Origin of the sequence: Streptomyces fradiae ATCC 10745 = DSM 40063 (assembly GCF_008704425.1) — a bacterium.
In the GTDB taxonomy this organism is placed as follows: domain Bacteria; phylum Actinomycetota; class Actinomycetes; order Streptomycetales; family Streptomycetaceae; genus Streptomyces; species Streptomyces fradiae.
On record NZ_CP023696.1, the window covers coordinates 4,572,599 to 4,585,690 of the forward strand.

General features: G+C 73.6%; 13 protein-coding genes. 10 read left to right on the top strand and 3 right to left on the bottom strand.

The features are described from left to right. Positions 1 to 22: 22 nt before the first annotated feature. Positions 23 to 958, top strand: coding sequence for an NAD(+) diphosphatase (nudC, locus tag CP974_RS20545; RefSeq protein ID WP_031133612.1), 936 nt, complete (start codon positions 23 to 25; stop codon positions 956 to 958). Positions 959 to 1,171: 213 nt separating this feature from the next. Here nudC and CP974_RS20550 read toward each other — a convergent pair whose 3' ends face one another. Next, positions 1,172 to 1,429, bottom strand: coding sequence for a mycoredoxin (locus CP974_RS20550; protein ID WP_031133614.1), 258 nt, complete (start codon positions 1,427 to 1,429; stop codon positions 1,172 to 1,174). A gap of 168 nt (positions 1,430 to 1,597) precedes the next feature. Here CP974_RS20550 and CP974_RS20555 point away from each other — a divergent pair, with 168 nt between their 5' ends. The 4 genes from CP974_RS20555 to CP974_RS20570 all read left to right on the top strand — a co-directional run bounded on the left by CP974_RS20555 (position 1,598) and on the right by CP974_RS20570 (position 5,147). Beyond that, a complete protein-coding gene (locus CP974_RS20555) occupies positions 1,598 to 3,781 on the top strand; it encodes an ATP-dependent DNA helicase UvrD2 (protein ID WP_031133616.1) in 2,184 nt (727 codons plus the stop codon). 169 nt (positions 3,782 to 3,950) lie between these two features. After that, positions 3,951 to 4,286, top strand: coding sequence for a hypothetical protein (locus CP974_RS20560; RefSeq protein ID WP_031133617.1), 336 nt, complete (start codon positions 3,951 to 3,953; stop codon positions 4,284 to 4,286). A gap of 169 nt (positions 4,287 to 4,455) precedes the next feature. Beyond that, positions 4,456 to 4,824: a WhiB family transcriptional regulator gene (locus tag CP974_RS20565; protein ID WP_031133619.1), complete on the top strand. Its 369-nt coding sequence runs from the start codon at positions 4,456 to 4,458 to the stop codon at positions 4,822 to 4,824. Next, complete coding sequence (locus tag CP974_RS20570; protein ID WP_031133620.1) at positions 4,821 to 5,147, top strand: putative WhiB-interacting protein; 327 nt, start codon at positions 4,821 to 4,823, stop codon at positions 5,145 to 5,147. Before CP974_RS20565 ends, CP974_RS20570 begins: the two co-directional genes overlap by 4 nt. A gap of 366 nt (positions 5,148 to 5,513) precedes the next feature. On the opposite strand, the gene CP974_RS20575 is transcribed toward CP974_RS20570, so the two are convergent. Both CP974_RS20575 and CP974_RS20580 read right to left on the bottom strand, forming a co-directional pair. Next, positions 5,514 to 6,863 carry an ABC1 kinase family protein gene (locus tag CP974_RS20575; RefSeq protein ID WP_031133622.1) on the bottom strand — a complete coding sequence of 450 codons (1,350 nt, stop codon included), beginning with the start codon at positions 6,861 to 6,863 and terminating at the stop codon, positions 5,514 to 5,516. A 62-nt stretch (positions 6,864 to 6,925) separates the two neighbouring features. Beyond that, positions 6,926 to 8,278, bottom strand: coding sequence for a TOMM precursor leader peptide-binding protein (locus CP974_RS20580; RefSeq protein ID WP_373276707.1), 1,353 nt, complete (start codon positions 8,276 to 8,278; stop codon positions 6,926 to 6,928). Between the two features lie 328 nt (positions 8,279 to 8,606). On the opposite strand from CP974_RS20580, the gene CP974_RS20590 reads away from it, so the two are divergent. The 5 genes from CP974_RS20590 (at position 8,607) to CP974_RS20610 (ending at position 13,024) form a co-directional block, all read left to right on the top strand. Next, positions 8,607 to 9,119: a M48 metallopeptidase family protein gene (locus CP974_RS20590; RefSeq protein ID WP_085921258.1), complete on the top strand. Its 513-nt coding sequence runs from the start codon at positions 8,607 to 8,609 to the stop codon at positions 9,117 to 9,119. Between the two features lie 117 nt (positions 9,120 to 9,236). Beyond that, positions 9,237 to 10,895 (top strand): TerD family protein, encoded by a 1,659-nt coding sequence (locus CP974_RS20595; protein WP_150485842.1) that lies wholly within the window; start codon positions 9,237 to 9,239, stop codon positions 10,893 to 10,895. Positions 10,896 to 10,909: 14 nt separating this feature from the next. Next, positions 10,910 to 11,590 carry an AIM24 family protein gene (locus tag CP974_RS20600; RefSeq protein WP_031132557.1) on the top strand — a complete coding sequence of 227 codons (681 nt, stop codon included), beginning with the start codon at positions 10,910 to 10,912 and terminating at the stop codon, positions 11,588 to 11,590. Between the two features lie 22 nt (positions 11,591 to 11,612). Continuing rightward, positions 11,613 to 12,368 (top strand): AIM24 family protein, encoded by a 756-nt coding sequence (locus CP974_RS20605; protein WP_031132559.1) that lies wholly within the window; start codon positions 11,613 to 11,615, stop codon positions 12,366 to 12,368. Positions 12,369 to 12,550: 182 nt separating this feature from the next. Continuing rightward, positions 12,551 to 13,024: a GNAT family N-acetyltransferase gene (locus tag CP974_RS20610; protein WP_031132561.1), complete on the top strand. Its 474-nt coding sequence runs from the start codon at positions 12,551 to 12,553 to the stop codon at positions 13,022 to 13,024. Positions 13,025 to 13,092: the final 68 nt, after the last annotated feature.

Sequence of the window (13,092 nt, forward strand, 5' to 3'; positions counted from 1 at the left end):
TCCGGGGGAGTTGGAAGCACCAGTGAGCACCATCAGCAACGAGGCCGGTCCCCGCCCGATCGGCTTCACCGCCCCGAGCGGTATCGACCGCGCCGCCCACCACCGCCTCGACGAGGCGTGGCTCGCGGCGGCGTGGAGCCACCCCACCACGCGCGTGTTCGTCGTGTCCGGTGGCCAGGTGCTGGTCGACGACACCCCGGACGGGCGGACCGAGCTCGTCATGACGCCGTCCTTCGAAGCGCCGCTGACCGAGACCCACCGGTACTTCCTGGGCACCGACGACGACGGCGTCAGCTACTTCGCGCTCCAGAAGGACTCGCTGCCCGGCCGCATGGACCAGTCCGCCCGCCCCGCCGGGCTGCGGGAGGCCGGCCTGCTGCTGGACGCGCGCGACGCGGCCCTCATGGTCCACGCGGTCGCCCTGGAGAACTGGCAGCGCCTCCACCGCTTCTGCTCCCGCTGCGGCGAGCGCACGGTCATCGCGGCGGCCGGGCACGTCCGCCGCTGCCAGGCGTGCGGCGCCGAGCACTACCCGCGCACCGACCCGGCGGTGATCATGCTGGTCACCGACGAGCAGGACCGGGCGCTGCTCGGCCGGCAGGTGCACTGGCCGGAGGGCCGCTTCTCCACCCTGGCCGGGTTCGTCGAGCCGGGCGAGTCCATCGAGCAGGCCGTCGTCCGCGAGGCGTACGAGGAGGCCGGCGTCACGGTCGGCGAGGTGCGGTACGTCGCCAGCCAGCCGTGGCCGTTCCCGTCCAGCCTCATGCTCGGGTTCACGGCCCGCGCCACCTCGTCCGACATCGACGTCGACGGGGACGAGATCGAGGAGGCCCGCTGGTTCTCCCGCGACGAGCTGGCTGCCGCCTTCGCGTCCGGCGAGGTCCTCCCGCCGTACGGGATCTCCATCGCCACCCATCTGATCGAGACCTGGTACGGCAGGCCGCTGCCCAGGCCGTAGACCGCCTTGCCCCTCCGGTCGCCCCGTCCCTCCGCCCGCCCCCGCCCCTCAGGTCGTCCCGCCTCTCCGGGCGCTCCCGGCGCGCCGGCCCCCTCGGCCGCTCGCGCCCCCCGTGCGGTGATCCCCGCCCCGGCCCGCGCTCGGGGCGGCGGCACAGCAAAGCGCCCCCGCCGGGCCACCGGACGGGGGCGCTCGCGCCGAGGTGCCGCCGGATCAGCCGGCGAGGGCCTGCCGCACCTGCATCAGGCTCGGGTTGGTCATGACGACGTCCTCACCGCCGCCGTGCGGCGTGATCAGCACGGTCGGCACGGTCTGGTTGCCGTTGTTGACCTTCTCCACGAAGGCGGCGGACTCCGGGTCCTGCTCGATGTTGATCTCGTTGTACGCGATGCCCTCGCGGTCCATCTGGCTCTTGAGCCGCCGGCAGTACCCGCACCAGGTCGTGCTGTACATCGTCACAGTGCCCTGCATCGTCTCTTCCGCTCCTCGGATGACTGGAGTGTGGCTGGAGTGCCCGAACGCATCCGGAGAACATACGCCCACCTCACCGGCATTCCCCGCCCGGCTCCGGTATGACCGGCGTCCCACCCCTGTGGACGACGGGCACGGGCCGTTCCGGGGACCTGGCAGCATGGCAGGGTGACACCAGCGACCCACTCCACCCTCTTCCCGCAGGTCCCCGACTCGGCCGACGCGGTGCTCGACGGGCTCGACCCGGAGCAGCGCGAGGTGGCGACGGCCCTGCACGGCCCGGTGTGCGTCCTGGCGGGCGCCGGCACGGGCAAGACGAGGGCGATCACCCACCGCATCGCCTACGGGGTGCGCGCCGGGATCCTCCAGCCCGCCAGCGTGCTGGCCGTCACGTTCACCAACCGCGCCGCGGGCGAGATGCGCGGCCGGCTGCGGCAGCTCGGCGCGGGCGGCGTCCAGGCCCGCACGTTCCACTCCGCGGCCCTCCGGCAGCTCCAGTACTTCTGGCCGAAAGCCGTCGGCGGCGACCTGCCGCGGCTCATCGACCGCAAGGCCCAGCTCGTCGCCGACGCCGCCACCCGCTGCCGGATCCGGCTGGACCGCACCGAGCTGAGGGACGTCACGTCCGAGATCGAGTGGGCCAAGGTCACCCAGACCGTCCCCGCCGACTACCCGGCGGCCGTCGCCAAGGCCCAGCGCGACGCCCCCCGCGACCCCGCGGAGACCTGCCAGGTCTACGCCATGTACGAGCAGCTGAAGCGGGAGCGCGACGTCCTCGACTTCGAGGACGTGCTGCTGCTCACGGTCGGCGTCCTCCAGGACCGGCACGACATCGCCGAGCAGGTCCGCCGCCAGTACCAGCACTTCGTCGTGGACGAGTACCAGGACGTCTCCCCGCTCCAGCAGCGCCTGCTCGACCTGTGGCTCGGCGACCGCGACAGCCTCTGCGTCGTCGGCGACGCCAGCCAGACGATCTACTCCTTCACCGGCGCCACCCCCGACTACCTGCTGGACTTCCGCACCCGCCATCCGCACGCCACGGTCGTCAAGCTGGTCCGCGACTACCGCTCCACCCCCCAGGTCGTCCACCTCGCCAACGGTCTCCTCGCCCAGGCGAGCGGCCGCGCCGCCGACCACCGGCTGGAACTGGTCTCCCAGCGCGGCCCCGGACCCGAGCCCGTCTACACCGAGTACGGCGACGAACCCACCGAGGCGGAGGGCACCGCCCGACGCATCCGCGACCTCGTCGCCTCCGGCGTCCCGGCGGGCGAGATCGCCGTGCTGTACCGGGTGAACGCCCAGTCCGAGATCTACGAGCAGGCCCTCGCCGACGCGGGCGTCCCCTACCAGCTCCGCGGCGCCGAGCGGTTCTTCGAGCGCCAGGAGGTGCGGGAGGCGGGCGCCGCCCTGCGCAGCGCCGCCCGGTTCGGCGGGAACGACTCGCTCCTGGACGACGTCGTCGACCTGCCGTCCCAGGTCCGCGCCGTGCTCTCCACCAAGGGCTGGACGACCGAGCCCCCCGCCGGTTCCGGCGCCGTACGGGACCGCTGGGAGTCGCTGGCCGCGCTGGTCCGCCTGGCCGAGGACCTCGCCCGCGCCCGCCCGCAGGCCACCCTCGCCGACCTGGTGACCGAGCTCGACGAGCGGGCCGCCGCCCAGCACGCCCCGACCGTCCAGGGCGTCACCCTCGCCTCCCTCCACGCGGCGAAGGGCCTCGAATGGGACGCCGTCTTCCTCGTCGGCCTCACCGAGGGCATGCTGCCCATCACCTACGCCCGCACCGACGAGCAGGTGGAGGAGGAGCGACGGCTGCTCTACGTCGGCGTGACCCGCGCCCGCAGCCATCTGAGCCTGTCGTGGTCGCTCTCCCGCTCGCCCGGTGGCCGGCCCCACCGCGAGCCGTCCCGCTTCCTGAAGGGGCTGCGCCCCGGCAGCGGGTCCCCCGCCCCGCGCACCGTCCGCGCGGCCGGCGGCGCCGAGCGCGGGGCGGCGGGGCCGGCCCGCGCCCGGCGCGCCCGGGGCCCGGTCCGCTGCCGCGTGTGCGGGACGACGCTCACGGTCGCGGGCGAGATGAAGCTGATGCGCTGCGAGGACTGCCCGTCGGAGATGGACGAGGGGCTGTACGCGCGGCTCCTCGACTGGCGTGCCGCCCGGGCCCGCCGGATCGGGCAGCCCGACTACTGCGTCTTCACCGAGAAGACCCTCATCGCCATCGCCGAGACCGTCCCGTCCACCGACGCCGAACTGGCCGCGATCCCCGGCGTCGGCATCCGCAAGCTCAACCGCTTCGGAGCCGAAGTGCTGGCCATCTGCGCAGGTGGGGAAGGGGTGGACGAGGACGGCGAAGACTGATCACAACTCGTCGGAAAAATAGTTTGCGCCTGCCCCACGAAGCCCCATAGGTTCTTAACCACGCGAACAGCGGCTTCCTTGAAGCCCTGTCGTCGTGCTGTACTTATCCGAATACCCGCGGGCCCGGTTCCGGCCGGTCCCCCCGAGACGCCGAGAGGAGGCGATTCCAGTGATCAGCATCAAGACCAGCTTCGTCAGCACCGCCAAAATGACCGATCGCTCGGTCGTCTCCGCCTGCGCGCTCGGCCTTTCCGGTTCGGCGTTCCTCGGCAGCGGTCTGTCCGGCTTCCGGGCCTTCCGCCTGCCGTCGTCCCCGCTGGCTCTCCCCGTCGTCGAGGGCTTCGAGGGCAATGAGCGACCGACCAAGGCACTGGAAGCAGGAGTAGCAGCGGCGCAGGCCCCGGCCTATGCCCTTGCGGCGACCGGTGCCGAGAAGACGAAGCAGACGCAGCACCACACGATGTGGGCCTTCCGTGGGCTCGAACCCTGGAGTGATCCAGCCTGATCCAGGATCAGGCCGGCGCCTTCAGGGCCGCGGAACCCCATCAGGGATCCGCGGCCCTTCTGTTTTGCCCGAACGGGTGAAGCGGCCGAAGGCGCCTCGGGACCAGCAGAACCCGGTACCAGCCCACCGGCCGACCAGCCGGACCGACCAGACGAGGAAAACCACCACCGTGCAACTCGAAGCGCACGCCCCGTCCGTACCGCCTTCCCAGACGCTCCCCCCGCCCGGCCTCACGGAGGACCACGACGTGACCGCCCTCACCGCGCTCACCGCACTCGACGACGCCATCGAGAACCTCGGCGTGCCCGTCCCGTGCCGCACCTACGACCCGGAGGTCTTCTTCGCGGAGTCCCCGGCGGACGTGGAGTACGCCAAGTCCCTCTGCCGCACCTGCCCGCTGATGGCCGCCTGCCTCGCCGGGGCCAAGGAGCGGCGTGAGCCGTGGGGTGTCTGGGGCGGTGAGCTGTTCGTCCAGGGCGTGGTCGTCGCCCGGAAGCGGCCGCGTGGCCGCCCGCGCAAGAACCCGGTCACGGCATGAACACCGTCGCCGGAACCATCGACCGCCCCCTCACGCACGACCCCCAGAAGCAGGCCCCGATGACCTCTTCCGCGAGCGAGCCCATGGGCTCCGCCACCCCAGACGTCACCACCCTCGGCGCGCACGCCGCGCGCCAGAACAGGAACCGAGAGATGCAACTCATCCCAGAAGCCCTGGCCCGCGCACATATGCGCGAGCGCCTGAGGCAAGCCGACGAGCAACGCCAGGGCACGCGCCTGATCGCCGCCCGCCGGATGCAGCGCCGCGCGGAGCGCGCGTCACTGCGCGCCCGCCGTGCGCTGGCCATGGCGGTCATGCAGTAGCCGGCCACGGCGCCCACACGCACCTGTCGTCCCCGCGGGGGCCGGTCCACCGGACCGGCCCCCGCGCCGCGTGCGGGAACCGGTCCCCCGGCGGGGCACCCCCGCCGACCGGGCGCCACGGATACGGACCGGGTGCCCCGGGCCGCCGCCCCGTCCCGCCCGTCCGGCTTACCCACCCGGCTCGGGCCGTTGCGGGCGGTCGCCCCGAGGCCCGGCCACCAGGCCGGTCCTCGGATCCGGCCACCAGGCCGGGTCGGGAACGAACCGGCGGGACGGTCAAGAACGGGCGGGTGGCCGTGAGCGGGCGCGGCCGGAACGGTCGTCCGAACGGGCGCGCGGAACGGGCCGGCCGAGCGGGCCGGTGGGTCAGGCGGGCTGCTTCGACTGGTCCTCCGGGAGGAAGCCCGGCAGCCACTCCTCCAGCTCGTCGCGGAGCCGGACCGTCGCGTTCAGCTGGCACAGGACGCCGATCGTGCTCAACGTCACCCGGTGGATCAGCAGATACGCGGGCGGCAGGTTCATCTGCTTGCCCAACTGGTGCGCGGGGGAGCGGGGGTCCGCGATCCGCGCGGCCTGCGCGCGGATCCACTCGCGGCCGAACGGGAACGCGTCCACCCCGGCCGGCTCGATGATCGGCAGCAGGTAGTCCAGCACCGCGTCGGGGTCGAGGTCGATCGACTCCTTCACGAACCCCTCGTCGCACAGCAGCTCGTAGACCGTCTCCGCCTCTCCCTCCAGAGCCATCCGCAGGCAGACGCCGATCGTCTCCGGCAGCCCGCCCGGCAGCCGGTCCACCGTGCCGAAGTCCAGCACGCCCAGCCTGGGCCGGCCGCCGTCCTCACCCGGCAGCAGGCGGAAGTTCCCCGGATGCGGGTCGGCGTGCAGCAGCCCCGTGCGCGCCGGTCCCGAGAACAGGAACCGCGCCAGCAACTGCCCCGCCCGGTCCCGCTCCTCCGGCGTCCCGCCGGCTATCACCTCCGACAGGGGCACCCCGTCGATCCATTCCGTCACCAGCACCTGGTCCGACTGGAACACCACACCGGGGACCACCACGTCCGGGTCGTCGGCGAACTCGGCCGCGTGCGCCCGCTGCGCGCGCGCCTCCAGCTCGTAGTCCAGCTCCTCCGAGACCCGGTCGCGCATCTCGGCGATCAGCGGCTTGATGTCCATGCCCGGCACCAGCGGACCCAGCAGCCGGGCGAAGCGGCTGAGCTGCGTGAGATCCGACAGCAGGGCCTCGCCCGCCCCGGGGTACTGCACCTTCACCGCGACCCGGCGCCCGTCCTGCCACACCGCCCGGTGCACCTGGCCGATCGACGCAGCCGCCGCGGGCTTGTCGTCGAACTCCAGGAACAGGTCCCGCCACTCCTCGCCCAGGCGCTCGGCGAGCACCCCGTGGACCGTGCGCGCGGGCATCGGAGGCGCCGCCTCCTGGAGCTTCGTCAGCGCCGCCCGGTAGGGCCCGGCGACCTCCTCCGGGAGCGCCGACTCGAAGACGGACAGGGCCTGCCCGAGCTTCATCGCCCCTCCCTTCAGCTCGCCCAGGACCTTGAAGAGCTGGTCCGCCGTGCGCTGCTGAAGCTCCCGCGCCACGATCTCGGCCGACTTGCCCCCGATCCGCTTGCCGAGCCCCCACGTGGCCCGGCCCGCGAACCCCAGGGGCAGCGCGGCCAACTTGGCGGTACGGGTGACCGCCTTCCGGGGAAGATCAGACATACGCCCCTCCAAAACCCAGACTGCCGTGCCGCGTTGCCTGACACGCGCCCCGCTGACGGCGGTTACCCCGCCATTGTGTCCTGCCGGTCGCCGGCGTCCGAGGCCCGCTCCCGTTCCCACCACTCCGGCTCCCCGGACCCCCTCTCCCGCCTGCGTCCCGCCGCCCCGCACGGGCACGCGCCGTGCGGGCGCAGCCGCCACGAACGCCACTCCAGCAGCGGCGACGACACCTCCCAGCGGGCGCCCGCACTCGCCGGGGCGCCCCCGTCGAGGAACGCCAGCGCGTGCGCCGCGGTCAGACCCGCCACCACCGCCGCCAGCCCCACGTCGCCCGCCGGCACCCGGCCGCTCCGGCCGCCCGAACGCCACTGGGCCAGCAGCCGCGGCCACGCCGGGTCGGCGTCCACCCGCTCCAGTTCCGCGCACCGCGCACACGCGGTCTCGCCGGGCACCACCAGCGGTCCCACCACGCCCGTGGCCTCCAGGACACCCGCGAACAGATGCGGTGTGCCCGTCTCCACCCAGGTCCCGGCCGTCACCGGATCCGGTGCGTACGCCGCGAGACCGTCCCGCGGAGCGACGACGACCAGTGACAGCCCCGGCTCCGGCCCGCCGACCGGACCGGCCGCCCAGGCCCCCCGCCCGGCGCGCGTCCAGGCCCTGCCCGGCGACGCCCTCGCCACCAGCCGCCCGGCCGCCGCGTCCCGCCGCTCGCCGACCGACTCGGGCGGCAGCCCGCCCGGCGCCGCGTCCCACGGCTCGACCCGGCCCCCGTCCAGGACGTCCACCCGGCCCACGCCCGCCGCGGACAGCAGCGCCGCCACGGTCGCACCCACCCGGCCCGCGCCCCGCACCTGCACCCGCATGGCGCTCCGCGCGGCCAGCCGCCGCAGGGGCTCGCCCGGCCCGCGGTGCACCACCGACAGCGACCCCAGATCGGGCCGCAGCCGGTCCGGCACCCCCGCCCCCGGACCGGACACACCCGTCGCGGAGCCCGCGCGGGCCGAACGGGAGCCGCGCTCGTCCCCGTCACCCCCATCCGAGTGGGCCGGTGCCCGCCCCCCTCGGGTGCGCCACCCGCTCCCGCCAGGCCCGCCCGCATCCGGTCCGCCCGTCCCCGCCCCACCCGCTCCGGTCGCCCCGGCTCTCCCGTCGGTGCCCCCGCCACCCCCGGTCTCCTCCAGCAGGCCGGCCCGCGCCAGCCGTCCCAGCAGTCCCTCCAGCCAGTCGTCCGGCAGGCCCAGTCCACGGGCCTCCTCCCGTAGTCGCGGCAGGTCGCGCGTCCCGTCGAGCAGCGCCAGCAGACTCCCCGTCGCCATGTCCAGCGGCCCCACCACCACCGCGTGCGCGGGCGCGACCCCGAACTGCACATGGTGGAGGTCCCGCCAGGCACGCCGCAGCGCCGGCCTCACCATCGGACGCACGCCCGTCCCCCCGTCGAACCCCATCCCGGCCCACCTCCATGCCCCTCGCCGTCATCCGTCACGAGTCAGCATGCGAGCCGACGCCCCACCCGTGCCGCGCCCCGTCCACACCCCCGGTCGTCTCGTCGTACGAATGGTTCGGCCTGTGGACGGGCGGTGCGCGGCGGGCTGCGGCAAGGGGACGCTGTACGGGTCGCGCGGGTACGGTCGACGCGTGCCCGCCGAACCGCAGAGCAGCCCGACCACCGAGACCGGCCCGACCACCGAACACAGCCCGACCACCGCCCCCTCCGGCGCCCGGCGCACCCCGGCCGTCGAAGTGCGCCGCAGCTCCAGGCGCCGACGGACCGTCTCGGCGTACCGGGAGGGCGACCGCACCATCGTCATGATCCCCGCCCGGATGTCGGAGGCGGAGGAACGGCGCTGGATCCGGGTCATGCTCGACAAGCTCGCCGCGCAGGAGCGGCGGCGCAGGCCGGGCGACGCCGAGCTGGTGGAGCGGGCCGAGCGGCTCTCCGGCCAGTACATGGGCGGCCGGGCACGCCCCGCCTCTGTGCGCTGGGTCACCAACCAGAACACGCGCTGGGGTTCCTGCACCCCCGCCGAGGGGAGCATCCGCCTGTCGCACCGGCTGCAGGGGATGCCCGAGTACGTCGTCGACTACGTGCTGCTGCACGAGCTCGCGCATCTGCTGGTGCCCGGTCACGGGCCGGACTTCTGGCGGCTGTTGGATGCCTACCCCCGCACGGAGCGGGCGCGGGGCTACCTGGAGGGCGTGGCCGCCGCCGCCCGCCTGCCGCACCCGCCGGCCGGCGCGCCGGAGCCCGGCTGACGATCACCGGGCCTGTACCGAGTCCGTACCGAGTCGGTTGCCGGCGTGTCCGGTGTCCGAGCCAGCGGTTAGCCTGGCGCGACGCACATCAATCGGGATGGGGGACGGTCGTCACGCATGTCCAGGGAATTCCAACGGGGCCACAAGGCCCGGATCAGTGACCTGACCGCCGGGACCGATCTGTACGTCGGCGTGCAGATCGGGGGCCCGGGGCTGACCTTCGACATCAGCTGCTTCGGCCTCGACGCCGACGAGCGCCTCTCCGACGACCGGTACTTCGTCTTCTTCAACCAGCCGAAGTCGCCCGAGGAGTCCATCCAGCTCCTGGGGGCGCAGGCCGGCGACACCGAGTCGTTCCGCGTCACGCTCGACCGCGTCCCCGACTCGATCCACAAGCTGTCCTTCACGGCGACGATCGACGGTGCCGGGCAGATGTCCCAGGTCGGTCCGGGATACATCCGGATCGTCGCGGGCGGTGAGGAGGTCGCGCGCTACGCGTTCGGCGGCGCCGAGTTCAGCACCGAGCGCGCGGTCATGCTCGGCGACTTCTACCGCAAGGACGGCTGGCGCTTCGCCGCCGTCGGGCAGGGCTTCGACGGCGGGCTGGAGGCGCTGCTGAAGAACTTCGGCGGTGAGGTCCTGGAGGAGGAGCCCCCGGCTCCGCCGCAGGCCCCGCAGCCGGCGCCCGGTTTCGCCGCGCCGGGTTTCGCGCCCCCGCCCGGCGGCCCCGCCCCGGCGCAGCCGCACCCGGCGCCGGGCTTCGCTGCCCCCGCTCCGGCCCCGGCGGCGGCTCCCGCCCCCGCGCCGGCCCAGCCGCAGCACCCGCTGCACGCCCAGCCCACCATGGTGGGCCCCCTGCCCACCCCGCCCCCGGCCCCGCAGGCGCCCACCCCGCCCCCGGCCCCGTACGGCGTCCCGCCGCAGCACCAGCCGGGGCCCCACGGGCACGCGCCCGGCCAGACGCCCCCGCACGGAGCCCCCGCCCCGCACGGAGCCCCCGCCCCGTACGGGCAGAGCGCCCCGTACGGCCAGCCGCCCATGGGCATGCCGCCCGGCGCCCACCAGGCCCCGCCGCCCGGCGCCCACCCGGGCATGCCGCAGGGCGCCCCGCAGGCGCCCGGCCTCGCCGCCGCGCTCCAGAAGTACCGCGAGACGCCCACCGGCCAGCGCTGGACCGCGCAGAACGCGCAGCTCATACGGGTCGACCTGGCCATGGGCCAGACCCCCGTGCTCGCCCGCCAGGGCAGCATGGTCATGTACCAGGGCAAGGTCGACTTCGGCTACAAGGGCGCCGGGTTCGCCGGCCGCGTCGTCGGCAACGCCACCGGCCAGGAGATGCAGCTCATGCGCTGCACGGGCCGGGGACAGGTGTTCCTCGCCGAGAGCAACGCCCATCTGCACCCGATCGAGCTCCAGGGCGACGCCATCTGCGTCTCCGCCGAGAACGTCCTCGCGTTCGACGAGTCGCTGCACCACGAGGTCCGCCGCATCGAGGGCCACGGCATCCCGGGCGGCGCCCTGTTCACGATGGTGTTCCAGGGCACCGGCACCGTCGTGGTGAAGACCCAGGGCGTCCCGGTCGTCCTGCCGGTCACCCCCACCACGTTCGCCGACTGCAACGCCGTCGTGGCGTGGTCGGCCGCCGCCCAGGTGGTCCTGTCCAGCCAGGTCCGGCTCCGCCGCAACGCCTATCCGGGCCACAGCGGCGAGACCGTGAACCTCCAGTTCCGGGGCGCCCCCGGCAACTTCATCGTCGTCCAGCCGTACGAGGTCTGAGGGAGCCCGACACCATGAACCAGCAGCTCGCGGGCTATGCCCCGACCCCGGCCGCCGCGCGCATGGAGAACCACGGCAGCGCCATGCTGAAGGTCGCCATGGCCACCGGCCAGGACCTCTTCGCCCGCTCCGGCTCCGTCGTCGCCTACGAGGGCTTCATCCAGTACGAGCCCAACCCGCCCGCGGTGCGGCAGATCGCCTCCTCGTGGGTCACCGGCGAGGGCGCGCCGCTGATGAAGTGCTCCGGCGACGGCCTGCTCTACCTGGCGGACTACGGCGCCGACGTGGTCGTCGTCCACCTCGACAACGACGCCCTCTCCGTCAACGGCACCAACGTCCTCGCCTTCGACGCGCACCTCCAGTGGGGCGTCGAGCGGGTCAAGGGCATGGCGAAGTTCGCCGGCCAGGGCCTGTGGAACGTGCAGATCAGCGGCACCGGATGGGTCGCGCTCACCTCGCGCGGCACGCCGGTCGTCGTCGACTGCGGCCGGGGCGACGACGAGACGTACGTCGACCCCGACGCGCTCGTGGCCTGGTCGCCCGGCCTGAAGGTGAAGGGCAAGCGCAGCTTCAAGGCGTCCTCCCTGATCGGGCGGGGCAGCGGCGAGGCGTACCAGATGGCCTTCTCGGGCCAGGGCATCGTCGTCGTGCAGCCGAGCGAGGACAGCACGGACCGCCTGCGGATCCGGCACTGAGCCGGGGGGAGCGAAACAGATCATGCAGAGCCCGCTTTTCAGCCACACGGAACAGCAGAGCCAGGAGCGGTACACCGTGCAGAACCCGCAGCTCCTGCGGGTCGCGCTCACCGGTCACGACGACGTCCTCGCCCGCAAGGGCGCCATGGTGGCCTACCAGGGCATGATGGACTTCGACGGCGAGTACCAGAACCCCAACCAGCGCCGGGCGCGCGCGCAGACGGGGGAGGGGCTCGACCTGATGCGCTGCTCCGGGCAGGGCACCGTCTACTTCGCCAACCTGGCGCAGTACATCCACGTCGTGGACGTCGACCAGGACGGGCTGACCGTGGACAGCGCCTATGTGCTGGCGCTCGATTCGGCGCTGCACACCGAGGTCATCGCCGTCGACAGCCAGTACGGCATCTCCGGCTCCGGCAAGTACCAGCTCAACATCTCCGGCCGCGGCAAGGTCGCCCTCATGACCTCCGGGCAGCCGCTGATGCTCCAGGTGACCCCGGAGAAGTACGTCAACGTCGACGCGGACGCCATCGTCGCCTGGTCGTCGTCGCTGCGGGTGCAGATGCAGGCCCAGACGCACGCGTCGAGCATCCGGCGGCGGCGCGGCAGCACGGGCGAGGGCTGGGAGCTGAACTTCCTCGGCCAGGGCTTCGCCCTCGTCCAGCCCAGCGAGGTCATGCCGCCGCAGCACGCCCAGATCGGGCAGGGCGTCGCCGCCCAGTTCGGCGTCGGCCAGCACGGCGCGCACGGGCAGAACCGGAACAACGCCTGGAGCTGACCGCGCGGAGGACGGTGCCCTGGAGCCCCCAGGGCACCGGGGCCGGGGGGCGCGGGGCGCGGCACGCGGGCACGCGCGCGAGCCCTGCGGGACACGAGGGGCGAGAAGCTCGTGCTGTGAGCGGCAAGGTTCACCGGGTCAACCGTTGGATGGAGTCCCCGACCGCCTTGGAGGTTTCCGGTGTGAGCGACGACGGCAGAACGCGGATCCGATTCGCATCGGAGGCGGACGCAGGGGTGATCGCGCGCATCCACATGACTTCTCGGTCGGTGGCTATGCCCTATCTGCCGCCGCAGAAGCGCGATCACGAGCAGGTGACCCGATGGGTCCGGGGCGTTTTGCTCAAGCGTTGTCGCGTGTGGGTCGCAGTGCGTGAGGCGGAGATCACCGGCTACGCTGCCCTTGACGGCGACATGCTCGAGCACCTCTATCTGCGCCCCGATGTCCGTCGGCAAGGCATCGGCACGCTGCTCCTCAACGAGATCAGGCGGCACAGCCCGGACGGGGTCTCTCTGCACGTCTTTCAGCAGAACACCGACGCTCGCGCGTTCTACGAGCGCCACGGTTTCACCGTTCTCGACACCAGCGACGGTGATCGCAACATGGAGAGCCTGCCGGACATGACCCTTCGTTGGACTCCCGCCTGTGCCCGGTGAACCGTGCCGCCTGGACGAGCTGCATGGCATGACCGGTCTGTTTACGCCGCGTCGGCGCGGGGGCGGTC

Coding starts and splice junctions, on each gene's coding strand:
- CP974_RS20550 (WP_031133614.1), bottom strand. CDS start 1,429: ATGCAGGGCACTGTGACGATGTACAGCACGACCTGGTGCGGGTACTGC.
- CP974_RS20570 (WP_031133620.1), top strand. CDS start 4,821: ATGAACACCGTCGCCGGAACCATCGACCGCCCCCTCACGCACGACCCC.
- CP974_RS20575 (WP_031133622.1), bottom strand. CDS start 6,863: ATGTCTGATCTTCCCCGGAAGGCGGTCACCCGTACCGCCAAGTTGGCC.
- CP974_RS20580 (WP_373276707.1), bottom strand. CDS start 8,278: ATGGTGAGGCCGGCGCTGCGGCGTGCCTGGCGGGACCTCCACCATGTG.
- CP974_RS20595 (WP_150485842.1), top strand. CDS start 9,237: ATGTCCAGGGAATTCCAACGGGGCCACAAGGCCCGGATCAGTGACCTG.
- CP974_RS20600 (WP_031132557.1), top strand. CDS start 10,910: ATGAACCAGCAGCTCGCGGGCTATGCCCCGACCCCGGCCGCCGCGCGC.
- CP974_RS20605 (WP_031132559.1), top strand. CDS start 11,613: ATGCAGAGCCCGCTTTTCAGCCACACGGAACAGCAGAGCCAGGAGCGG.